Source organism: uncultured Ruegeria sp. (genome assembly GCF_947497005.1).
Classification (GTDB): Bacteria; Pseudomonadota; Alphaproteobacteria; order Rhodobacterales; family Rhodobacteraceae; genus Ruegeria.
The window spans coordinates 1-21,053 of record NZ_CANMFF010000013.1; the positions used below are offsets into that span (position 1 = coordinate 1).

The 21,053-nt window shown below is 55.4% G+C and carries 22 protein-coding genes and 1 pseudogene; 9 read left to right on the forward strand and 14 right to left on the reverse strand.

Translation table 11 applies throughout. From position 1 onward, the window contains the following. Nucleotides 1-287: 287 nt before the first annotated feature. Nucleotides 288-428: pseudogene (locus tag Q0816_RS26120) on the reverse strand (integrase core domain-containing protein); the annotation flags it as partial. A gap of 119 nt (nucleotides 429-547) precedes the next feature. Between Q0816_RS26120 and Q0816_RS17430 the strand changes: the two are divergent. The 4 genes from Q0816_RS17430 (at nucleotide 548) to Q0816_RS17445 (ending at nucleotide 4,195) form a co-directional block, all read left to right on the forward strand. Then, nucleotides 548-874, forward strand: coding sequence for a potassium channel family protein (locus Q0816_RS17430; RefSeq protein WP_298852946.1), 327 nt, complete (start codon nucleotides 548-550; stop codon nucleotides 872-874). Nucleotides 875-1,054: 180 nt separating this feature from the next. Continuing rightward, nucleotides 1,055-2,134, forward strand: coding sequence for an AI-2E family transporter (locus Q0816_RS17435; RefSeq protein ID WP_298852949.1), 1,080 nt, complete (start codon nucleotides 1,055-1,057; stop codon nucleotides 2,132-2,134). Continuing rightward, nucleotides 2,131-3,195, forward strand: coding sequence for an HlyD family secretion protein (locus Q0816_RS17440; protein WP_298852951.1), 1,065 nt, complete (start codon nucleotides 2,131-2,133; stop codon nucleotides 3,193-3,195). Before Q0816_RS17435 ends, Q0816_RS17440 begins: the two co-directional genes overlap by 4 nt. After that, nucleotides 3,185-4,195, forward strand: coding sequence for a DUF2955 domain-containing protein (locus tag Q0816_RS17445; RefSeq protein WP_298852954.1), 1,011 nt, complete (start codon nucleotides 3,185-3,187; stop codon nucleotides 4,193-4,195). The genes Q0816_RS17440 and Q0816_RS17445 overlap by 11 nt, the downstream gene beginning before the upstream one ends. Before the next feature lie 365 nt (nucleotides 4,196-4,560). Here the strand turns inward: Q0816_RS17445 and Q0816_RS17450 are convergent, their stop codons facing one another. The 3 genes from Q0816_RS17450 to Q0816_RS17460 are packed head-to-tail and all read right to left on the reverse strand — an operon-like array spanning nucleotide 4,561 to nucleotide 6,920. Continuing rightward, nucleotides 4,561-5,649 carry an aminotransferase class V-fold PLP-dependent enzyme gene (locus tag Q0816_RS17450; RefSeq protein ID WP_298852956.1) on the reverse strand — a complete coding sequence of 363 codons (1,089 nt, stop codon included), beginning with the start codon at nucleotides 5,647-5,649 and terminating at the stop codon, nucleotides 4,561-4,563. Next, nucleotides 5,649-6,383, reverse strand: a complete 735-nt coding sequence (locus Q0816_RS17455) for an SDR family NAD(P)-dependent oxidoreductase (RefSeq protein ID WP_298852958.1) — start codon at nucleotides 6,381-6,383, stop codon at nucleotides 5,649-5,651. Before Q0816_RS17455 ends, Q0816_RS17450 begins: the two co-directional genes overlap by 1 nt. Nucleotides 6,384-6,389: 6 nt before the next feature. Then, nucleotides 6,390-6,920, reverse strand: a complete 531-nt coding sequence (locus Q0816_RS17460) for a 2,4'-dihydroxyacetophenone dioxygenase family protein (RefSeq protein ID WP_298852959.1) — start codon at nucleotides 6,918-6,920, stop codon at nucleotides 6,390-6,392. A gap of 108 nt (nucleotides 6,921-7,028) precedes the next feature. Here Q0816_RS17460 and Q0816_RS17465 point away from each other — a divergent pair, with 108 nt between their 5' ends. Next, nucleotides 7,029-7,790, forward strand: a complete 762-nt coding sequence (locus Q0816_RS17465) for an IclR family transcriptional regulator (RefSeq protein ID WP_298852961.1) — start codon at nucleotides 7,029-7,031, stop codon at nucleotides 7,788-7,790. A 203-nt stretch (nucleotides 7,791-7,993) separates the two neighbouring features. On the opposite strand, the gene Q0816_RS17470 is transcribed toward Q0816_RS17465, so the two are convergent. The 3 genes from Q0816_RS17470 to Q0816_RS17480 form a co-directional block, all read right to left on the reverse strand. Next, nucleotides 7,994-8,521, reverse strand: coding sequence for a tyrosine-type recombinase/integrase (locus Q0816_RS17470; protein ID WP_298853209.1), 528 nt, complete (start codon nucleotides 8,519-8,521; stop codon nucleotides 7,994-7,996). A 277-nt stretch (nucleotides 8,522-8,798) separates the two neighbouring features. Further along, nucleotides 8,799-9,146: a cupredoxin domain-containing protein gene (locus tag Q0816_RS17475; protein WP_298852963.1), complete on the reverse strand. Its 348-nt coding sequence runs from the start codon at nucleotides 9,144-9,146 to the stop codon at nucleotides 8,799-8,801. Next, the gene (locus Q0816_RS17480; RefSeq protein ID WP_298852965.1) at nucleotides 9,146-9,670 is read right to left on the reverse strand and encodes a DUF4142 domain-containing protein; all 525 of its coding nucleotides are present in this window, start codon (nucleotides 9,668-9,670) and stop codon (nucleotides 9,146-9,148) included. The genes Q0816_RS17475 and Q0816_RS17480 overlap by 1 nt, the downstream gene beginning before the upstream one ends. A gap of 139 nt (nucleotides 9,671-9,809) precedes the next feature. On the opposite strand from Q0816_RS17480, the gene Q0816_RS17485 reads away from it, so the two are divergent. The 4 genes from Q0816_RS17485 (at nucleotide 9,810) to Q0816_RS17500 (ending at nucleotide 13,776) form a co-directional block, all read left to right on the forward strand. Then, nucleotides 9,810-10,763 carry an AraC family transcriptional regulator gene (locus tag Q0816_RS17485; protein ID WP_298852967.1) on the forward strand — a complete coding sequence of 318 codons (954 nt, stop codon included), beginning with the start codon at nucleotides 9,810-9,812 and terminating at the stop codon, nucleotides 10,761-10,763. Between the two features lie 232 nt (nucleotides 10,764-10,995). After that, on the forward strand, nucleotides 10,996-11,799 hold the full coding sequence (locus Q0816_RS17490; protein WP_298852969.1) for a DUF1194 domain-containing protein: 804 nt from the start codon (nucleotides 10,996-10,998) through the stop codon (nucleotides 11,797-11,799). Between the two features lie 380 nt (nucleotides 11,800-12,179). After that, nucleotides 12,180-12,746: a hemerythrin domain-containing protein gene (locus Q0816_RS17495; protein WP_298852974.1), complete on the forward strand. Its 567-nt coding sequence runs from the start codon at nucleotides 12,180-12,182 to the stop codon at nucleotides 12,744-12,746. A gap of 10 nt (nucleotides 12,747-12,756) precedes the next feature. After that, nucleotides 12,757-13,776: a glutathione S-transferase C-terminal domain-containing protein gene (locus tag Q0816_RS17500; protein ID WP_298852976.1), complete on the forward strand. Its 1,020-nt coding sequence runs from the start codon at nucleotides 12,757-12,759 to the stop codon at nucleotides 13,774-13,776. 6 nt (nucleotides 13,777-13,782) lie between these two features. On the opposite strand, the gene Q0816_RS17505 is transcribed toward Q0816_RS17500, so the two are convergent. From Q0816_RS17505 to Q0816_RS17535, 7 genes are all read right to left on the reverse strand, one after another. Then, a complete protein-coding gene (locus Q0816_RS17505) occupies nucleotides 13,783-15,177 on the reverse strand; it encodes an FGGY-family carbohydrate kinase (RefSeq protein WP_298852978.1) in 1,395 nt (464 codons plus the stop codon). Beyond that, a complete protein-coding gene (gene rhaM, locus Q0816_RS17510; RefSeq protein WP_170682743.1) occupies nucleotides 15,174-15,488 on the reverse strand; it encodes an L-rhamnose mutarotase in 315 nt (104 codons plus the stop codon). Before rhaM ends, Q0816_RS17505 begins: the two co-directional genes overlap by 4 nt. A 1-nt stretch (nucleotide 15,489) precedes the next feature. Then, nucleotides 15,490-16,473, reverse strand: coding sequence for an ABC transporter permease (locus Q0816_RS17515; protein WP_298852986.1), 984 nt, complete (start codon nucleotides 16,471-16,473; stop codon nucleotides 15,490-15,492). Beyond that, nucleotides 16,470-17,450, reverse strand: coding sequence for an ABC transporter permease (locus Q0816_RS17520; RefSeq protein WP_298852988.1), 981 nt, complete (start codon nucleotides 17,448-17,450; stop codon nucleotides 16,470-16,472). Before Q0816_RS17520 ends, Q0816_RS17515 begins: the two co-directional genes overlap by 4 nt. Further along, complete coding sequence (locus tag Q0816_RS17525) at nucleotides 17,447-18,991, reverse strand: sugar ABC transporter ATP-binding protein (RefSeq protein WP_298852989.1); 1,545 nt, start codon at nucleotides 18,989-18,991, stop codon at nucleotides 17,447-17,449. The genes Q0816_RS17520 and Q0816_RS17525 overlap by 4 nt, the downstream gene beginning before the upstream one ends. A gap of 71 nt (nucleotides 18,992-19,062) precedes the next feature. Then, nucleotides 19,063-20,061, reverse strand: a complete 999-nt coding sequence (gene rhaS / locus Q0816_RS17530) for a rhamnose ABC transporter substrate-binding protein (protein ID WP_298852992.1) — start codon at nucleotides 20,059-20,061, stop codon at nucleotides 19,063-19,065. A 49-nt stretch (nucleotides 20,062-20,110) separates the two neighbouring features. Further along, nucleotides 20,111-20,914: a DeoR/GlpR family DNA-binding transcription regulator gene (locus Q0816_RS17535; RefSeq protein ID WP_298852995.1), complete on the reverse strand. Its 804-nt coding sequence runs from the start codon at nucleotides 20,912-20,914 to the stop codon at nucleotides 20,111-20,113. Between the last annotated feature and the right edge of the window lie 139 nt (nucleotides 20,915-21,053).

Here is a 21,053-nt window from a genome sequence, read left to right on the forward strand (position 1 = left end):
CTTTCGCATTCGTTTGCTCCTTCGAAAAGTTGAGCAAACTCTACATCAGAGCGAGGGAAGTTTCGGGGGGCAGGTCAACCCCCAATAGGTCTGTCATACCAACACTTGTCAATTAACAGAATTAACGGCTCTTCTTGTTTGTTCTTCGACATGTCACCTCCCGAGGTAAAAAACCCGACTCATCTAAAATGACAATTCTTAGCGACACTACAAGCGACAGTCACGTACAGGGGTAATGAGCATATCCCGAGCCCAAAGCAGAAGCCGCTTTTCGGAAGCATAGTTGTCTAGCCCCCTGTATCTGCGCCACTGGTTTGGCGTTTTTCTAATATGGTTCCCGATACTGGTGGACGCATGTTGAGTGCCTGGTGAGGGCGGGTATGATTGTGCAGCTTGAGCCAGCGGTTGATGACGATCTGGGCTTGCTCGGTTGCGGTGAACTATTCGGCATTGAGCACTTCTCGAACTACTGGTGGCCCGAATTTTTCGATTTCCTACATTCATACAATTACTGCTATATGTGAATTCTTTAAATGATGAGGACACGATGAACTCACTAACCAGAATAACACGTGGGATGGGCATCGCTTTCAAAGACGGTAGAGTGAAAGGCATTCTTGCCTTCACAATTGGAATGATCTTGTGGGCCTCGGTTTTTTACCACTTCGTCGAGGGTTGGAGTTGGCTCGACTCAATCTACTTTTCTGTCGTGACCATTTCGACCGTGGGGTTTGGTGACTTCTCACCTGAAACCGCGGCGGGGAAGATCTTTACGATGGTATACATCATTGTGGGGCTCGGCGTATTCGTGACCGCCGCGACCACAGTGGCAGATACAATCTTGTCCCAAGACGACAAAAAAGCGGACAAATAGTTATTACCCAATTGAGCCAACTGAGGCCATGTACAGGCATTGATTTGGCTGGGCACCACAAAACTTAGCCCGGATTCATTCGTGTCTTCAAGCTGATAGATGACCGCCATAAGTTCTAGAGTATATACATATTGCGTTTCTTGAGTGTAATGTTCGGAAAGCATGTAGTGGAGGGATGGAATGGAAAAGACCCAAGACGCGAAGATTGTCGACCTTGCGATACGATTGCTCTTTCTCGGATTATTCCTCTACAGCGCCTTGGTCATGGTGGCCCCGCTTGCAAGTGTGGTTATCTGGGCAACGATACTCAGCGTCGCGCTTTACCCGGCATTTGATTGGCTGCAATCCAAGCTGGGAGGACGAAAGAAACTTGCCACAACAATTATCGTTTTGTTGGGCCTTGTTCTGACCCTGGGGCCAGTCGCAACTGCGGTGTCTGGAGCTGCAGAATTAGGTGCCGAGTTTGCGGAACAGGCAGACAAGGGTGAACTGAAAATTCCACCCGCGCCCGAGGGTCTCAAGGAATTACCGCTGATCGGAAGCAAGATTTCCGACGTGTGGGGAATGTTTGAACGGAACCTGGATGGTGCGCTAGCAAAATACGGCGCGCAAATTCTTGAGATCACCAAATCCCTCTTTGGAAAGGTACTCGGAATCGGAATTGGGCTGCTCGGCCTTGCTCTGTCCGTATTGATAATGGGTGCCTTGTTCAGCCCCGGGCCAAGCCTGGTCCAAGGCCTCCAACGATTCGCCAATCGCGTATTTGCTCCTCGCGGTGGTGAATTCGTCACGTTGGCGGGTGCCACTATCCGCAATGTGACAAAAGGCGTGATTGGGGTGGCTGCCATTCAGGCGGTCGTCGTTTGGATCTTGCTGGTGCTGTTCGGGATTAACTCGGCCGCCACGCTCGCTTTCATCTGCCTGATCCTTTCAATTATCCAGATCGGGCCAGGCTTGGTTCTATTGCCGGTGATCATCTACGCTTGGAGCTCCATGTCCGGTGGTGCAGCGTTGATATTCACCATACTGGCAATTCCAGTGACCATAATGGATAGCTTCCTAAGACCTGTATTCATCTCGAAGGGCCTTGAGACACCCATGCTTGTAATCCTCATTGGTGTTCTCGGAGGCATGATGGCCTATGGTTTGATCGGAATTTTCATGGGCCCGGTTCTGTTTGCCGTCTTCTATGAATTGTTCAAGGTCTGGATCGACGTTTCACCAGAAGCCGATGACGCCGTTGAAGGAGCGGCAAAATGAGGAAAACGATTTGGTCGACACTGGCTGTCATTCTGGTTTTTCTTGTGTGGTATTTAGTTGCTGATCGAAAAACGCCGTTTACGGGAAATGCCAGAGTGAAAGCCGTGGCGACCCAGATCGTTCCGCAGGTGACCGGAACTGTGACAGAAGTCTTGGTCGAAAATGGTCAGATTGTCTCAGCCGGAGATGTCCTCGTTCGGATCGACCCTCGACCCTATGAGATTCAGCGCGACAAGGCGGAAGCTGACCTGGAAGCAGCTACTCAAGAAGTGGGCGCATCTTCGGCAGAGGTGAGAGCGGCACAAGCCAAGCTCGCAAGGGCGCAGAGCGATCTGGATACGATGCGCATCCAAACGGAACGGGTATTTGCGCTTGAAAAGAAAGGATTGATTGCCGTCTCAAAGGCCGATGACGCCCGAGGGCAACTGGCAGAGTCCGAGGCAAACTATGAGAACGCAAAAGCGGATCTAGAAAAAGCAAAACAGAGGCTTGGTGACGACGGGATTGAAAACCCTAAAATCCAGCGCGCGTTGGCAGCCTTGGCGGATGCAGAGCTTAACCTTGAGTGGACTGAACTGCGTGCTCCGGCGACAGGTGTCATCTCTAATTTGCTGATAGCACCCGGAACATATGCGCGATCTGGTCAGGATCTGTTGACGTTTCTGGACGCAACTGACGTCTGGATCGAGGCCTATTTTACCGAGAACAACCTTGGAAGAGCCTCGATAGGTTCTCCGGTTGACGTGGTGTTAGATATGCATCCAGGTCAAATTGTTCCGGGCGTCATTGAGAGCTTTAGTGCTGCCGTATCCTTAAGCGGCGGTGATGTGCCAGGGCAATTGGCGAGCCCGCCAAGCACTAAAGGTTTTTTGCGCGAGCCTGAGAGGTTCCCAGTCAGGATCGTTTTACCTGGCTATGAAGCCGGAAGCACCGAAGATGACCTTCGCTTTCAACTGAATGGACAAGCCGATGTGATCATGTACCTAAGCGACAACTCGTTGCTGAACCTCGTAGGCCGTACCTACATCCGCATGGTTTCAATTCTGTCCTATGCGTATTGAGGACCAACGCTCTGTTACCCGGCTTGCGCTGGGTGTTACCGGCGTCTTTTCACTGGGCCTGTTTCTTGGGTGGCCCCTCGCCGTCATTGGGGCAGTGTTCGCCGCCCTTTTCCTACAAGCACCTGCTGCATTGCCTATGGCAGCATTTGCTAAGCTGTTTGTCTTCTCTATTGGATTGATGTTCATTTCGTTCCTGTTGTCGTCAATTTTCTCACCATATCCGCTTGTGTTTCTCATTCTGGTGGCCATTGGAATAATCCTGTCTTTCATATGGTCCGTTTCGGGCGCCGGAGTTTTACCCGGTGTCATAGCTCTCATGGGCGCATTGATGATTCCGAACCTGGTTTTGCAATCACAGGACCTGGCTTTGGTGCTCGTGTATTGGATACCGTTGAACCTGCTGTTCGCAGGCTTCGCATCGACACTGATGTTCGTGTTGATACCCGCTGAGCCTCAAACGGCGGCTCAAAAAAAAGCTGTATCACAGCCGAGTTTCGACCCACATCGCCGAATAGTCAGGATGTCTCTTGTCACAGTGCCTTTTGCTATGGCGTTTTTTGTTTCCGGCGCGTCTGCATTGCTTGTTCTGTTCTTTGTCGCGCTGCTGAGCCAACAACTTGCAGCGATGCCTGCCGCGGGTAAAACGGTTGCAAAAGCTATGCTGACGGCAAACCTGCTTGGGGCGGCAGTATCCATCATTTGCTATGAAATAAACGTAATAGCTCCGGTTATTCTGACGCCCATATTGCTGTGTTTTTTCTTTTGCCTGACACTCGGAGCACTCGGTAAATCTCAAGCCCCGCTCGCCGCCGCTGCCGGCTCTGCTATTACAACAGCCCTGATCGTATATGGCGGGTCGGTTGCACCGTTTTCAGACGAGGCTGACGTCAAGAGCATCACTCGAGTATTGCAAGTTGCCAGCGCCGCCTTCTTTGTAATCATCGCATATGTCGTGGTGGATGAATTCTGGCCGGAAAAAGAGCGCCGGACAGCTCAATGAAGTTAGTTGCTACAAGGCTTGGCGCTGAAACCAGTAGAGTTCTCGGTTTGACCATTTCTACATAATTCATCTGGGCCGAAAGACGTCAGCATTGTCCGCGGTCCAGACCTCCAAATTGATCGCGATTTTGCGGTTGCAGCTAAAATCCGGAATGCGGGCTGCGACCGCAGCATTTGAAGACCGTGCTCGAGGTCGGCTCTGGGCCGTCGTTAACAATTGCGCGGGTCGACCTTTCGGTCGATACTGCAATGTACTCGATAGCCGTAACGGGCCCAGAGCAACCAACGCCGCAGTGTGTGTGAATAACGGCTTCAGTGTACATCATGGAAGGGTTAAAGAGGCTTTCGCCGATTTCTACGTCGTCTCTAAACCTGCTGAGACAAAAAGCTTTCGATGCCCAAAATCACAGATTTCATCGCGTCGATCTGTGCGTTTTCGCCCATATGCGCCACTCGGAACACTTCTTCTCTATTTGTGCCAAAACCTCCGGCAATGCGGAGTTGATGTTCGGCGATCAGATAGGTCACCAGTTCGGATGACGCGAAGCGGTCGCCGGTTTTGATCGCGGTGACTCCTGCGGCGCGGGCGTTTGCTTGGATCTGCGCTCGCAGACCGAGACGTTTCAAACCGTTGCATAAGAAATCGCGTGCCTCGGCGTGACGGGCGTAGCGGGTGTTCAGCATGTCATCCAGCGCGACGTCCAGCGCATGAACAACCGCCACAGGCATGGTTGTCAGGCTTGGATGCCAATTTCTTGCGGCGTCGTATTGATCCCGCCATCGGATTACATCCGTGAAGCCACCGCGCGGCGACTGTTTCGCTTCGATCCGATCCCAGGCTTCATCTGCAACGGCGATCAACCCGACCCCCGGTACAGAGCCCAACCCTTTCTGCGAGGCCGCCGTCATCACCGACACCCCCCAGTCATCTATTTGGGCAGAAGATGTGCCAAGTGCGCTGACACTATCGACCATAACGGGTACGCCCGCATCTGAGGCGACTTTGGCGAGGGCCTCGACCGGTTGCTGCAATCCGGTTGAAGTTTCCACATGGGTAAAACAGAGGAGGTCGTATTTCCGCTGAGACAGCGCCGCACGCACGGCCTCTGGGTCCGCCGGCTGCCCTTCGGGCACAGGCATCAACACGGCGGTCGCCCCACCGCATTCAACAGATTTTTTCAGGATATTGCTGAAATAGCCCGCATCCAGGATCAATGCCGTCTGTCCCTCGTCAAGCATCGCCCGGATCGCCATTTCATTGGCCAATGTGCCAGAGCCCGGGATGATCCCGACATACCCGCTGGTTCCAAAAACAGGCTTCAGATTTTCAGTCGCGCGCACGTAAGCTCGTGAAAACTCGGGACCAACATGCAGGCCCTGGGGGCCATGCTGTGCCGCCAACACATTTGCAGCCACTTCCACGGGGCCAGGCGTAAAATTGCGAACGTGCGCCATCAGTAGGTCGCTCTTCCACCTGAGAGATCAAAGACTGCGCCAGTGTTGAATGTGCAATCTTCGGAACTTAGCCACATCACTATGCGCGCGGCCTCTTCAACCCAACCGAGGCGTTTCATCGGGGATTTGTCGATCATGATCTGCACGAAATCTGGCGTCATCTGATCCAGGATCGACGTCTTGATGGCAGCAGGAGCGATGCAATTGACGCGAATATCAGTCTGCGCCAACTCCTTGGCAAGCGACTTGGTGAAACCGATGACGCCTGCCTTGGACGCCGAATAGGCCGAGGCGTTAGGCGTGCCTTCTTTGCCTGCTAGCGAGGCCATATTGACGATCCGACCAAAGCCAGTCTCCTGCATCACGGGAACGATGGCATGAGCCAAGTAAAAAGTTCCGGTCAGATTGACCTCAATTACGCGGGCCCAGACCGCCGGATCGTTTTCCACGACCGGAAGTGTTGGACCGGAGAAACCCGCATTGTGAGACAGAAAATCAATGCCATCGAAGGCTTTTCTGGTCTCTGCAACTGCTGAGGCAATCTGGTCTGGTTGGCTGATATCCACTTTGCAAGCGATTGCACCTTCGGGGGCGTCATTTGGTTCTGAAAGATCCCAGATCGCCACGTTGGCGCCGGCAGCTGCATAGTGGCGTGCGATTTCGGCTCCGATCCCGGCTGCCCCGCCGGTGATAACGGCGGTACAGCCTGCGAAGTCATAGGTTACATTGCTCATGATGTCTTACCGGATAAAATTTTTCACGTAGTCAGCGCCAAGGCCAACCTTTTCGAAATGCGCACGGCACATATCGATCTTAGTGAACACGTCCTCATAGCCCAGGTGATTTCCGTCGGGATCGCAGTAGTACATCACCCCGTTAACCTGAAAATAGGTGATCATTTCCTCGACATCATCGGGCACAACAAGCGTGTGGGTCTCTCCGGGCGGTTCGAATACATAACTGCCCTCTTCGGCAAACCAATCATGCTCAAGATAGTGCCAGCGCCCCTTCAGCACGAAACCATGCACCGGGCAGGCATGGCGGTGGCGCGACAAAACACCGGATTTGGTGACTTTCAGCAAGTTCATCCAGTAACCTTGCGAGACATTCAGGCAGAGCGGGCGGAAAAAAACGTGCTCAGCCTGTTGTACCCACATGCGCGGATCATCTTCGGCCAGCGCGTCAGGGATCACAATCTCGGGTAAGGCATCCTGCGGCATCGGATGCTTGTATGGCACGCGCGGATTTTCGTCAGTTTCGGTCAGTGGCATTTCGACTCCTACCCATTGCGATCATTTTATCAATTCCACAATATGGACACTGTGCTCAACATATGGAAGATACACTGTCAAGACGCCCCGTCAATCGGAGAGGTAAGAATGGCAAAACCGGTCCAGGGAACCCAAAGCTTTGCGCGCAGCATCGGACTGTTGCAGCATATTTGCGACCGCAGAAACCCGCCAACTATGGCCGAACTTCTGGATGAATGCGCCTTTACGCGCCCAACGCTCTATCGGTTGTTAAATGGCTTGGAAGCCGAAGGGCTGATCGTGCAGCAAAAGGACAAAAGCTACAAACCCGGCCCGCGCCTGATCAATCTTGCCCGTTCTGCGCTGACCAAGTCTGACATTCGTGACAGGGCGCGGGATGCCTTGGTTCGCGTCAGGGATCAGACGTGCGAAACCGTACATCTCGCCGTGCCAAGTGGTGAGGGGCTTGTTTATATTGACAAGATCGAAAGCCTTGAGACAGTGCGCATGAACTCGACCATAGGCACGTTTGTCCCGCTTCACTCCAGCGGAGTCGGCAAAGCCTACCTTTCGGCTTTGCCGGAAGAAAAACTTGCCGCCTTCCTGAAAAATGCGACTCTGGAGCCTATCACCCCGTTCACAACCACGGATCCAATCAAACTGCGCGACCAAATCGAGCAATGTCGTGCGCAGGGGTTCGTTTTTGACAGTCAGGAGAACGAAACCGGAATTGCATGTTTTGGCGCGCCCATCCTTGATGAAAACGCCCAACCAATTGCCGCAGTCAGCGTATCCGTGCCGTTGTTTCGGTTGAAAGACGAAACCTCGCGATACTCGATCGCCTTACTGAGCTGCGTTCGAGAATTGTCCGACGGTGAGTTTCAACGCTGAATCTACTTCATGTATCCAAGATTTCACCAAAGCGGCCATTAGCAGGGCCGCGATAAACAGCTGCTTGGTTCCGCAATCTTTGAGTTTGACAGGCCTCCCAACTTGCCGGTGCAGCGAATGGCGGCAAAGCGGGGGCACCTGCAGCATCTCGGTTGGCTGCTGAATGTCGGCTGTAGGCCGCCAGTGAATGCGGCCCATTAGTTTTAGATTTCAATGGCTTCAGCAATAGCCAAGGCGTCCTCAAGCTCGACGCCGAGATACCGAACAATGCTGTCCATATTAGTGTGTCCAAGAAGGAGCTGAACCGCGCGCAGATTTCCGGTCCTCTTGTAAACCTGTGTAACCTTAGTCCGCCGCATCGAGTGCGTGCCATACGCACTCGCCTCTAAACCGATGGACGTCACCCAATCCCGAACAATCCGGGCATACTGACGGGTAGAGATGTGCAGTCGTTCATGGAAACGTCCTGGCCACAAGTATTCCGAACCGACCATGATCTCGTCCTCCATCCATCTTTTGACAGAAGCCCGCGTTCCTTCGGAGATCTCGAAACGCACCGGCTTCTGTGTCTTGCTTTGCAGAACCGAAGCGCGCTCCTTGATTTGACCTGACGCCATGACATCGATGACTTTCATCTTTACCAGATCGCACCCGCATAGCTTACTATCGATTGCCATATTGAACAGTGCGAGGTCGCGATGGTTTTCGGCTAACTCAAGTCGGACCCGGATCGCCCAGACATGTTTCGGTTTAAGCGGTCACTTCTGGCCGACAATGCGGCCTTGGTTCCAGGCCAGACGAAGAGCGCGAATGGCCGGTAAGTTTGGTGTTTCCATGACTGATCCTCCGATCCGCCATTCCCTCCCGGAGCGACAACCCGACGTTGACCCGATCACATAATAGCAAGATTCTGCGCCGTCCCTGAGGTCTGGAAAGAGCCCGATGTGCCATATGCTGCGATCTGCATCAATGTCCGCTTTCGTTCATATTCCGATCCATTGAGCCAAATCACATAATCACAATTGCTCCCTTCATGTGTGGATGAAAAACACAGAAATATTTTGTTTCCATGTCTTTAGTAACCTCAATTTTGGCGCTGACACCGTTCACTATCTCCCCAGTGTCCCACCCGAACTCATCGGCTGTCGCGGTGTGGGGCGCCAGATCCTCATTGGTCCATAGAATGGTATCACCAACAGAAACGTTCAGAAGCTTTGGCGTGAATGCGAATGCCTTGATCCTGACTTCGTGGACTACGGGTTCTGCCGCCCGGGCCCGTGTTCGAGTTAAAGCGAAAGCGGCTGCCGATGCAGCCGCTCCAACCATCACACGACGGCGTGAATGGGTTTTTCCCATCACTGTAGCGCCTCGACCATCATTTCGGCGTGGCCTTCATGGGCTTTAAATATTTCAAGACCCTGCTCGAACAGAGCCTTCACCTCGGCATTGTCGATGTTGGGGATCATTGTGTTCTCCACCAGATCATTCACCGCCTGATGATAGGCCAATTCATTGGCTGCATAAGCGGCATCAAATTCTGCGCCACGCAGCTTGACGAAGCCATCGATGATCTCTTCGGCATTGGCATTCAGCGTCTGGCTGAACGCGTTGTCCTGTGCTGACGCGCCCAATTTGTCGAGCAAGCCCAGGGCCGCTTCGTTCACGGCAGTATGGTCGCGGATCATCGTGTTTGCGAATTCATGGATGTCTGGGTTCGACGACAAAGCCAGCGCCAGATAGGCATATCGAATGTCGATGTTGTCGGCCGTATAGGCAATGTGAGCGTATTCAAGATCGCTCATCTCGGCGACGTCCTGCGCAGAGGCTTGAGCGCCAGTCATGGCAAGTGCCACAGCAAATGCGGAAATCAGTTTCTTCATTTCGGAGACTCCACTGAGTGTTACGATGGCAATAGGAGTAATCCGAACCGGGAAGTGAGATATATGCGGGGACGTACGATTTGTCGTGCAGATCGTTCAAGCTACTGTACAAAAGCGCTAAATACTGCCATGGAAATGTATGCTTGACCTGCTTAGCGATATCCTCACGAAACTGTCTGTTCGAGGCGCGCTCTATTTTCGAACTTCGCTGACCACCCCTTGGGGGATTGAAGTTCCCAAGTTCGAAAACGTCGCCCGATTTCATTTTGCCCATAGAGGCAATTGCCTGGTCGAAGTTAAGGGATATGAAAAAGTGGTGGCGCTGGAACAGGGCGATTTGTTGATTATTCCGCATGGCACGTCACACAAGTTGTACTGCGCGGCTGAAACAAGAGATGCGGTTTTGCCTCTGGACACGGTCATCGAACGGTCGGGATACACAGGCACTGGGGTTCTGGTTTACGGCGGCGACGGGGATGAACGTGACACGCAACTTATATGCGGCCATTTTTCATTCGACCCTCATGCAAAACATATACTGTTAGAACGCCTGCCACCGATCATTCACCTCAGGAATTACGGGGAAACCGCTGGAAAATGGATGGAGGCGACACTGCGCATGATCGGAGATGAGGCAGGGGGTCTTCGACTGGGCGGCGATCTCATTGCTTTGAAGATGTCAGAAGCCATTCTTGCGCAGGCCATACGCTCGTTTGTGGAAAGTGACGAATCCGCGAAATGGGGTTTGAACGGTTTCTCTGATCACCATCTGGCCCGGGCTCTTGACGCGTTTCACAAGGATCCAAGCGCAACCTGGACAATAGAAACAATGGCGCGCATTGCAGGCATGTCACGAACAAACTTTGCGGTTCAGTTTCAGAAAAAGATGGCGATGTCGCCAATGCAGTATGTTACAGCTTGGCGGCTGGAGATCGCCAAGCAGTGTCTTACTGACCCATCAAGTTCTGTTTCGGATGCCGCAGAACGTGCTGGGTACGCATCGGATTCTGCTTTTGCACGCGTTTTCAAGAGGGAAATTGGCCTCTCACCTGCTGGCTTCCGCCGGCAAATCACGTTATCATCGACGCGTTAATCCGGACGCTCACCTACCATTTTTGAACGACCGGTTTGTCCGCGAAGCCGGAATTGCAAAGTCTTGCTTTGAATGTCCGGTTGGGGCTGAGATCGTAGTTTCGCCGTGATTGGCTTTGATGCTTGTTATGGCAGACGTTTTCCCTCAAGTTTTGAATCTACTTTTCCTAATCAACCACGTCCTCATGCGTTTGTGGCTTGACTTAAAGATCCAGCGCACCACCCGTTGAAAGATGCTACGAAAGACACTCCTGACTATTTTCGCATCTGCATTTCTCTTAGGCATACCTGCCGTCTCACAGGCGACGGAAGTTGATTTAGAGCTTGTTCTTCTAGTCGACGTCTCTCGATCCATGACCAAGCGAGAACTCGAGATTCAGAGACAGGGCTATGCCGCAGCCTTGCAGTCTGACGAGGTTTTCGCGGCCGTTCAGTCGGGCCTATTGCAAAGGATCGCTGTGACATATGTAGAGTGGGCCGGCACGCAAAAAGTGGTTGTTGACTGGCGACTTGTGGAAATGCGAGCTGATCTTGAAGGGTTTGCGCGCGCCCTTACCACGCGTTTCGATCCCGCACTGCGCAGAACTTCAATCTCTGAAGCGCTGATCTTTGGTGCCGCGATGATTGAAGAGAACGAATTCCAAGGCCTGCGCAAGGTGATCGACGTTTCAGGCGACGGGCCTAACAATCTGGGGCGCCCGGTACTCCGAGCCCGTGAAACCGTGCTATCAAAGTTGATCACCATAAACGGGTTACCGCTGATGACCCGCGAGGGTTTGGGCAGCCAATGGCATCTCGACGACCTCGATGTCTATTACAAGAATTGCGTGACGGGCGGGCCTGGCTCTTTTGTGATTCCGGTGCTTGACTGGCAGGATTTCGCAGAGGCTGTGCGCCGAAAATTGGTGCTGGAAATCGCGTCGGCACCGGCGTTCGAATACGTCAGATCTGCGCAATACAATTCGACCAATGCCTATGACTGCTTGATAGGTGAGAAAATTTGGGAACGGAATCGGCAAATCTGGAGCGAACCCTAGTGGCGGAGACTTTGAAACCGAATTACAACCGCGTTCTCTGAAATCTGCGGCTCGGAGCAAACGAGACAGCAAATGCAGTCTGGGTACAAAGTCTGCTTCGGGGCAGCCGAGCAGCCACTCATGCGCGATGCTGGGAGTATCGCCCGCGCTCTTACGCGATGCATACGCAAGTGTTCGGCTGCTACAGGCCTAACTCGCTCCTTTGGTCGTGACAGCCTGCCCGGGTTCAATCGACAAGACGTCCCAACTTTGAATCGCGCGACAGCTGGTTTGCGTAGCATCGACTTCGCGGGGGTTCGCTGCCGCATAGTGACTGTGCATTCTCGCTACTGGCGAGCAGATGTCCGACCTCCCATCTTTGGCCTGAAAGGAGACCACCGATGCTCGACACATATGCCATCCGCCAAGACGACATGCCTCAGGAAATGCGGTTTCTCTTGGACCAATACCCCCGCGACAGTTGGGAAGCCCATCCATGTTTCAAAGAAAAAACCAAGCATTGGCTCGGCGCGCATGAGATGTTCCGTCGTATTGCGGAACGTATTCGCCTGGATACAGAAGGGGTTTTGAGCAAGGAGGTGGGGTTGGACGACTACGTGGGGCGGCTGTCTTACTATGGCGGCAACCTGGTTGGGAACCTGCAAGGTCATCACGGCTGGGAAGATCACAGTTATTTCCCTGAACTGTCAGCTGCGGATCCACGCTTTGATCTGGGACTTGAGTTACTGGAACAGGACCACTTCAATCTGGATAAGGTACTGAGTGACTTCACCCGGACAGCGAACCGTGTGATTAAGCTATCCGCGCTTGATGAGGCGCAAGCTTACGATGAGGCCGGAGATCTCCATGCGACAAGTAATACGATTGAAGCGTTCCTGAAGCGGCATCTCAGCGATGAAGAAGAATTGGCGGTGCCAATCATCTTGCATCACCGGCTCAGAGGATGATGCTGAAGTCATGACAGACACATCTACAGAAGAAGACCAAACTGCTGTCAACGAGCGCCGCGCACGGGGTGAATTCGTGCGCGGTGTCAGCGGTTTTCGCCACGCCATTGGCGATCCATTGTTTCCGACAGAACCTGATCGCTATCACCTGTTCGTGGCACTGAATTGCCCGTGGTGTCACAGGGTCACGCTGGCGCGCAATGTGCTGGGTCTGCAAACCAGCATTACAATGGATGTTGCATTTCCAAACCGCACCAGCGACGACGATCCAGAGGCGCCAAACCTGTGGGAGTTTGCACCCCACCGGATTGCATCTCTCACTGGTGAGACTTTGCCGGAATGCACCAGTGAAACCGGCACCGGCAAAGGGCTGCGCCTTGCCAAAGAGATCTATCGTGCCAAAGGCTCTGAAGAGCAATCCCTTCCAATCCTTTATGACAAAATACAAGGACTTATTGTTAATAACGAAAGCGCTGAAATTGTTCGAATGCTGGACGCCGCAGCGGATTCTCTTGGCAGCACAATCCCGGCAGCGGAACGCGTCAGGCTTTATCCAGACGAAGAGTTGCATCAACAATTCCACGACTTGAACGAACGGATCTACACGACGATTAACAATGGTGCCTACAAGGCCGGGTTTTCGTCTGATCAAACGATCTACAAAACGGCCTTTGACGCCTATTTTGAGACACTCGAATATTTGGAGGAGCATCTCTCAGATGGCAGGCGCTATATGACAGGCAACCACTTTTCAGAAGTAGATCTTCGCCTGTTCCCGACGCTCTATCGCCACGATCCCGTCTACTATGTGCGGATGAAGCTCAACGGTGCGAGGATCCTGGATTACCCATACTTGTGGCGTTGGCTTTGCCGTGTATATGCGCTGCCCGGAATTGCGGAGGCAGGGTCTCTTGTACACTGCCGCCAGGGGTATTTTGGGCGCAGTTGGAATAGCGTTGTGCCCAACGGGCCATTCAAGCCAATGTCGTACCCTGAGGCCTATCACCACCCTGAACTCGCGGCGCTATAGGGTATCCTATGGGCGTGCTTCCAGGCCTGCTTTTGCGGCTCTGTGCCAACTGTTCGCGTAACGTTGGTAGCTCACGTAGGTCTTGTGAAAATAGGTTTCGACGTCGAAGGCCGCGCGCTCGGGGAGTGCGCCTGTTGCCAAGAGGGCGGCTCCCTGGCTCGTCCCTGTTGCGGTGACGGTCGCGTCGACCCTGCAGTTTGTCGCCGCGGCGAGCATACTGGCGAAGCCTTTGTTCCTGGCAAATGGACCTTCGACGATAATGGGGCCCTTGTGTCCGGTCAGCGACAGGCATTCCGCGGTCATCAATCCGAGGTAAAAACTCACCGCCGCCGCGCGTTCCTGGGTTCCGGGCAAAGGCTCTGACCCCATCCAGCTGTGTTTTTGCCCCTGAAGCGGTCCGCTGTCCGGGACCATTGCGGGCAAGAGCATGGGGCCGTCTTTCGCGACCAGGTCAAGGAATTGCTCTGCACATTGAGTGGTTTGACCGTTCATCGCCAACTCGAACTCGCGTCCCCCCATGAAACGGGCGGAGGGTACCGGGGCACCCAGTGCGTTGACGTTAAGAAGCGTGTCACGCGAAGGTTCCAGAGTTACTTCTTCGCCGCCGATGGTCATTGCAATGACCCATGTCCCGGTCGAAACGACGGAAAACGGCCCGGTTCGGGTCAGTACATGTGGCAAAAGCGATGCGTTTGAATCGTGGATGCCGCAGTGCACCGGCGTGTCAAAGCGCAGGCCGGTTTGCGATGCGACCTGCGGCAACACGGGTCCGAGGACCTCCGCAGATTTGCGCGCGGGCGCCATTTTTTCAGATATGCCCAACCGTTCGACCAACGAAGAATAGTGCGCCATGGACGGATTCCACAGATCCGTGTGACAACCAAGGGACGACACGTCGCTGGCCGGCACGCCTGTCAGGCGACGCCCCCAGTACTGCGGATAGGTGACAATGGTGGCGGTGCGTTCGCGAAGCGCGGGGTCCTGCTCAAATTGCCAATGCAACTGCGCGCCCAGGTTCAGACCCATCGGCAACCTTGGCGATCCGGTTTCCTCAAAGGGCGGGCGGATGGCGTCGTAGGCCGCGGCCAGATCATCAGGGCCCGTGTGCTCATAGTCGAGGATCGGGGCAGCAAGCGCGCCGTCTGGCGCGATCAGGGCGCAAGACGCCCCGTGGGTCGTGATGGAAATGGCATCTACGCCGTGCGCCTTCTGAAACTGCTCCAACCCGTCCAGAAGGAAGCGCCAGATCGCCTCAACATCAAAGTGCGGATAGGGTGGAGCGGCGAGAACCATGTTAGGCCGAGTCAGCACCTCCACTTCGGACATGTCAGTCGCATTGACCAGCGCAAGCTTGGCATTGGTCTTGCCGATGTCGATGACGGCGACGTGCCGGGGGGTCATGGCATGTGGAAGACGGGCGTCAGCGGCACCGCCACGGGTTCGTTGTCGGGCTTGGTTTCCATGATGTCCGCCATATGCGCCCACCATCGCTGCATGATCTCGTGGCGGGGCAAGGCATCCATTTTGTGGTCGTCGGTGCGCCAGAGGACGCCAAAAAGAATGTTCGTTTCTTCGTCCAGATGGATCGAATAGTCAGACACGCCTGCGTCTTTCAGCAGCGTGGCAAGCTCTGGCCAGATCTCATCGTGGCGCTTTTCGTATTCATCCCTGCAGCCCGGGTTGAGTTTCATCTTGAAGGCGTATTTTTCCATGTCAGCCCCTCCACATCGACCAGAGCCGGGGCAGCGCGATGACCGAGATCAGCAACGCCCCGATAACAATCGACATCACGATACCGGGCACGTTCAGCAAGCCAAGTCCGAAAGTCACAAGCCCCATGACAAAGGCCGCGATCACAACGCCGGGGATGGAGCCGAAGCCGCCGAGGATGTTGACCCCGCCAAGGACGACCATGGTCACGATCTCAAGTTCCCACCCGAAGGCGATGGAGGGTCGGGTCGAGCCGAGGCGGGATGTCAGGCAGACGGCGGCGACCCCGGACATCAGGCCTGTCAGCAGGAACAGGGTGAACTTCACCCGGCCCACCCGAATGCCCGAAAACAGCGCTCCAGTGGCATTGTTTCCAATGGCATAGACCGCGCGGCCGAAATTGGTCATGTGCAGGATGACCGCGTAGATCACCGCAATGATGGCGAAGAGGACGAATTCGAAGGAAATCACCCACCAGACATAGCCCTGTCCGAAGAAGGCGAAATCGGCTGGATAGCCCTTGTAGACTTGATCGCCCAACACGATGAAACTGATCCCGCGGAAAAGGCTCATCGTGCCGATGGTGACGACGATGGATGGCAGGCCAAGGCCGGTGACGAGGAAACCGTTGACCGCCCCACAGGCCAGACCGACGGCCAGACCGATCAGGACCAGCCCCTCTGTCCCGACACCCGCCTGCACGGCGGCGCCCATGGCGGTCGAGGCCAGTGCGATGATCGCGGCGACGCTGAGGTCGATTTCGCCAGAGATGATAAGCAGGGCCATGGCAAAGGCGATCATCGCCTTTTCGGTGAAGTTGAAGGTCGCGTCGGAGAGGTTCCAGGCGTTCAGGAAATAGGGTGAGGCGAAGCTGTTGGCGATGAAGATGCCGATTGCGACCAGCATCAGAAGGCTTTCCCAGCTTTTCAGGTTCCGCTCCAGCGGCGAGCGCAGGCGATCGGGGATCGAGCGTGTCGTCGTGGTCATGTCGCGTGCTCCGCGCGTTTGAGGATGATGCGACCTTTCGTCCGGTTGGCCTGGGCGTTCAGAACAACCGCGATGATGATCGCGCCGCCCGAGATGGCCATCTGCCAGAAGGGAGAGATGTTCACGACCGGCAGGGCATTGGCAATAATGCCGAGGAACAGCGCGCCCAGCAGCGCGCCGGGGACCGAACCGATGCCACCCATGATCGACACGCCCCCAATGACGCAGGCCGCCACGACAGTCAATTCAAACCCACCGGCAACATCGACGTAAGCAACCGCGAAGCGAGAGACCCAGAGGTAGCCGGTCAGACCGGCCAGCGCGCCAGAGATCGTGAAGGCCCAGAACTGGGTCCGGCCCACGTTGATCCCGGCATAGGTCGCGGCATGGGGGTTGCCCCCGGCAGCGTAGAAGGCGCGGCCCAGGGTGGTGCGGGTCATGACGATGGTGAAAAGGATCACCGCCGCGATGGCAAACCAGCTTAGCACCGGAAGGCCAAGAAGCTCGGTGCGCGGGAATGCCTTGAAAGTGTCGCTCATCTCGTGGCTGTTGACCCATTTGCCCTCGGTCAGAAGGAAGATGGTACCCCGGAAGATGGTCATGGTGCCAAGCGTCACCACGATAGGCGGGATGTCCAGTTTCCACACAAGGATACCGTTGAACATTCCAAGGCACGCCCCGAACCCGGTGGCCACGACCAGCGTTACGACAATCGGCAGACCTGGTGCCGAGATATTGATCAGGGACACGACCATGCCGGTCAGCGCGAGGTTGGCGGTGACCGAGAGGTCGATGCACTTCGTCAAGATCACGATCATCTGGCCGATGGCCAGCAGTATCAGCGGCGAGGTGTCGTTGAAGACGGCAGCCAGGTTCGACAGCGTGATGAACGCCGGGAAGCGGCTTGAGATGATGCCAAGCACCAATGCGATGGCGACCAGCAGCAAAAGTTCGCGGGAGGCGAGGATACGTTTCATTGCGCGGCCTCCCTGATCCCTGCGGCGTGGCTGACAAGCGTTTCGGGCGTGATCTGGTCGCGGGCCAGTTCCGCCACGATGCGCCCCTCGCGCATGACGATCACACGATCCGACATGCCCACGATCTCGGGGATTTCGGAACTGACCATGATGACGGCGAGCCCTTGCGCGGCAAGCTCCGCCATGAATTCATGTACGGCGGCCTTGGACCCGATGTCGATGCCCTTGGTGGGTTCGTCCAGGATGATGACCTTGGGCTTGGTGGCGAGCCATTTGGCGATCACGACCTTCTGCTGGTTGCCGCCCGAAAGGTTGCGGACATCGGTGTCCAGCGAAGCGGCGCGCAGGTCGAGACGTTCGGTATACTCCCGTGCCAGCTTGAATTCCTCGGCCAGCTTGATGAACCCCTTGCGCGAGGTGCGAGCGAGTGACGGCAGCGACACGTTCTGAAAAATCGGCAGCGCGCCGATTGTGCCTTGTTTGCCCCGGTCCTCCGGGACATAGACGATGCCACTTGCGACCGCGTCGGCGGGCGATGCAATTGAAACTGGTGCCCCGTCGATCCTCACGGCTCCGCCCGAGAGGCGGGTGATCCCGAAAAGGGCCTGCATGAATTCGGACCGACCTGCGCCGACCAGCCCGTAGAACCCGAGGATTTCGCCGCGCCTGAGCGTGAAACCGATGTCCGCGAATTCGGTCGGGTGGTCGTACCCGGCGACTTCGAGGATATCGTGGCCGACGTTGTGGTCGCGTTCGGGGAAAATCTGCCTGACGTCGCGGCCCACCATAAGCTTGACCAGCTCCGGCTTGCTGACATCTACAATCGCCCCTTCGCCGACCATCTGGCCGTCGCGATAGACGGTGTAGAAATCGGCGATGCGGAAGATCTCGTCAAACTTGTGGCTGATGAAGAGGATCGCCTTGCCTTGCGCCTTAAGGCTTTCGACGAGTTCGTAAAGCTCTTCGATTTCCTTCTGGCTGAGGGCTGCGGTCGGTTCGTCCATTATCACAACGCGCGCGTCGATGGACAGCGCCCGGGAAATGGCAACCAGGTGCTTGTTTGCGGTTCCAAGGTCCTTGAGCGTCGCGCCCGGATCAATCTTGGCCCCGATTCCATCCAGAATCTCGCGCGCGCGGGTCGCCATGGCGGGTTTGTCGATCAGGCCAAATCGCCCCTTTGGCGCATGACCGAGAAAGATGTTTTCCGCCACAGTCAGTTCGTCGAAAAGGACGGTTTCCTGATGGATGGCGGTTACGCCAGCGGTTTCGGCGGATTGCGGTGTCGGGAAACTGAGAGCCTCGCCATCGATCCGGATGTCACCCTCGTCGGGTTGATAAATGCCCGTCAGAACCTTCACCACGGTGGACTTGCCTGCACCGTTTTCGCCCACCAATGCCGTGACCTTGCCCGGGTAGAGGTTCAGCGAAACATCTGACAGGGCCCGCACGCCGGGAAATGTCTTGGTCACGCCGGACAGGCTCAGAAGCGGAATAGGGGCGGCGTTCGACACGTCTGATCTCAATTCCAACTGCATGGACATTGTTTCTGGATGTGGGAAGAGTAGGGTGTCGGGGCGCGGGTCATCGCCCGCGCCCCGACACGTCGTGCAGATTAGAAGATCGACTTGAACTGTTCGATGTTCGAGCTGTCGTAGGTGAACGGATCAGCCATGGCTGCCGAGCCGGTGTCATCCAGCGTCACCGAGCCCATGCGGCCCATCGGGATTTCGGCACCGGCACCGGTTTCAGCACCGTTGGCGATTGCATGCGCCAGCATGGTGGCCGAGTAGCCAAGGTCAATCGGGTTCCAGATCGCGAAGCTCTTGGTTGCACCGCTATCAACACAGCCTGCCATCTCGGACGGGAGGCCCAGACCGGTCACGTTGATCTCACCGATCTTGCCCGCGTCGGTCACCGCCTGGCAGGACGCCAGGATACCAACGGTCGTTGGCGCGATGATCGCCTTGAGGTTAGGGTAGGATGCCATGAGGCCCTGTGCTTCACGGTAGGATTTGTCGCTGAGGTCGTCGCCATAGACGGTGGCCACAAGATCGACGCCGTCATACTTCGGAAGAACCTCTTTAGCGGCCTCGATCCAGGCGTTCTGGTTGGTTGCCGTGGCCGACGCGGACAGGATCGCAACTTCACCACCATCCGGCATGTGATCCGCGGCAAGCTTGATGATCGTGTTGCCGATCAGCGGGGTCGAGGATGGGTTCAGGTGCATCTGGCGTCCGCCTTCAGCCACACCTGAGTCCCAGGAAATCACGGTGATCCCGCGGTCCATCGCGCGTTTCAGTGCCGGCACAAGTGCATCAGGATCGTTTGCCGAAATCGCGATGGCGTCGACACCCTGCGCGATCAGGGAGTTGATGACCTCGATCTGACCTTCCGCGGTGGTGTCGGTCGGGCCGGTGTAGATGATCTCGACATTGCCAAGCTCTCCGGCGGCCTCTTCAGCGCCTTCGGCGGCTGCTTCAAAGAAGCCGATACCAAGCGCTTTTACGACCAGAGCGATGCGCATGTTGTCCTGCGCCATCGCCGTGGAGCCAAACATGCTGGCGGCAAGGCTCATCCCTGCGACAAGAGATGTGAAAGTACGACGTTTCATGATGGTTCCTCCCAGAAAGTCATCTTTGGGTCTCGGGTTTCGGAGGCGGTCAAGAGGCCACCTCGTTTTCTTGAACGCTGCCCGACTGGGCAACGATTAGATTCACATCGGCAGCCTCAAGCATGGCCGCCGCTTTGTCAGGAATTCCTTCGTCGGTGATCACGGTCGTGATCCGGTCCAACTGGCAAAGCACCAGGCTGGAGCGCTGCGCGAATTTCGAACTGTCTACCAGAACGACAAGCTCATCCGCCTGTCCGATCAGTTTCTGTTCTGCTTGGATCAGAAGGGGATCGGCCTCCATCAGGCCGATGGGGCCCAGCCCCTGCGCCCCCATGAACATGCGCTTTGCATAGAAGTTGCGGGTCACGTCGTTGTCAAAGGGCGACAGGATTATGTTCTGTTCCCGGTAGATCGCGCCGCCTGACAACATGATCGTGTTCTTCGAATGCTTCAGCAGGTGCTCGGCAATCGGGAACGAATTGGTAAAGACCTGCATCCTGCGGTTGGCCAGCGGATGCACCATCTGAAAGGTCGTTGTGCCCCCGTTGATGATGATGCTGTCACCTTCGCCACACATCTCAACCGCCGCGCGCGCAATCGCCTGCTTCGCTGCGATATTCATGGTTTCGTTGACGACGAACGGACGGCCCGCCAGCCCGGCGAACTGCGGTGGCGTTATGGCCTCAGCGCCGCCTCTAACACGGCGTACCTTCTGTTTCATGTGAAGTGTTGAAATGTCGCGTCGGATGGTTGCTTCGGACACGCCGGTCAAGGTGCACAGGTCCCCAACCGTCACGACGGGGCGATCCTGCACCGCTGAAATGATGATCCTATGGCGTTCTTTTTCGTGCAAAGCCACCTCCCATTCACTCCACGCTGCGCATATTCGTCGCAGCTGTCAATCATTTTCGATCACTTTCAATCATTCTGCATTGCAGAATGACTGTTTGTGATTGTTTTTGATTGACATAACGATGCACACTACTAAGCCT

What these genes read in the sequence shown, in the direction of transcription:
- rhaM (WP_170682743.1), bottom strand. Translation starts at nt 15,488, where the DNA reads ATGGAAAAATACGCCTTCAAGATGAAACTCAACCCGGGCTGCAGGGAT.
- Q0816_RS17515 (WP_298852986.1), bottom strand. Translation starts at nt 16,473, where the DNA reads ATGACCACGACGACACGCTCGATCCCCGATCGCCTGCGCTCGCCGCTG.
- Q0816_RS17435 (WP_298852949.1), top strand. Translation starts at nt 1,055, where the DNA reads ATGGAAAAGACCCAAGACGCGAAGATTGTCGACCTTGCGATACGATTG.
- Q0816_RS17465 (WP_298852961.1), top strand. Translation starts at nt 7,029, where the DNA reads ATGGCAAAACCGGTCCAGGGAACCCAAAGCTTTGCGCGCAGCATCGGA.
- Q0816_RS17430 (WP_298852946.1), top strand. Translation starts at nt 548, where the DNA reads ATGAACTCACTAACCAGAATAACACGTGGGATGGGCATCGCTTTCAAA.
- Q0816_RS17460 (WP_298852959.1), bottom strand. Translation starts at nt 6,920, where the DNA reads ATGCCACTGACCGAAACTGACGAAAATCCGCGCGTGCCATACAAGCAT.
- Q0816_RS17500 (WP_298852976.1), top strand. Translation starts at nt 12,757, where the DNA reads ATGACAGACACATCTACAGAAGAAGACCAAACTGCTGTCAACGAGCGC.
- Q0816_RS17520 (WP_298852988.1), bottom strand. Translation starts at nt 17,450, where the DNA reads ATGAAACGTATCCTCGCCTCCCGCGAACTTTTGCTGCTGGTCGCCATC.
- Q0816_RS17450 (WP_298852956.1), bottom strand. Translation starts at nt 5,649, where the DNA reads ATGGCGCACGTTCGCAATTTTACGCCTGGCCCCGTGGAAGTGGCTGCA.
- rhaS (WP_298852992.1), bottom strand. Translation starts at nt 20,061, where the DNA reads ATGAAACGTCGTACTTTCACATCTCTTGTCGCAGGGATGAGCCTTGCC.
- Q0816_RS17440 (WP_298852951.1), top strand. Translation starts at nt 2,131, where the DNA reads ATGAGGAAAACGATTTGGTCGACACTGGCTGTCATTCTGGTTTTTCTT.
- Q0816_RS17475 (WP_298852963.1), bottom strand. Translation starts at nt 9,146, where the DNA reads ATGGGAAAAACCCATTCACGCCGTCGTGTGATGGTTGGAGCGGCTGCA.
- Q0816_RS17490 (WP_298852969.1), top strand. Translation starts at nt 10,996, where the DNA reads ATGCTACGAAAGACACTCCTGACTATTTTCGCATCTGCATTTCTCTTA.
- Q0816_RS17480 (WP_298852965.1), bottom strand. Translation starts at nt 9,670, where the DNA reads ATGAAGAAACTGATTTCCGCATTTGCTGTGGCACTTGCCATGACTGGC.
- Q0816_RS17505 (WP_298852978.1), bottom strand. Translation starts at nt 15,177, where the DNA reads ATGACCCCCCGGCACGTCGCCGTCATCGACATCGGCAAGACCAATGCC.
- Q0816_RS17495 (WP_298852974.1), top strand. Translation starts at nt 12,180, where the DNA reads ATGCTCGACACATATGCCATCCGCCAAGACGACATGCCTCAGGAAATG.
- Q0816_RS17485 (WP_298852967.1), top strand. Translation starts at nt 9,810, where the DNA reads ATGCTTGACCTGCTTAGCGATATCCTCACGAAACTGTCTGTTCGAGGC.
- Q0816_RS17455 (WP_298852958.1), bottom strand. Translation starts at nt 6,383, where the DNA reads ATGAGCAATGTAACCTATGACTTCGCAGGCTGTACCGCCGTTATCACC.
- Q0816_RS17445 (WP_298852954.1), top strand. Translation starts at nt 3,185, where the DNA reads ATGCGTATTGAGGACCAACGCTCTGTTACCCGGCTTGCGCTGGGTGTT.
- Q0816_RS17525 (WP_298852989.1), bottom strand. Translation starts at nt 18,991, where the DNA reads ATGTCCATGCAGTTGGAATTGAGATCAGACGTGTCGAACGCCGCCCCT.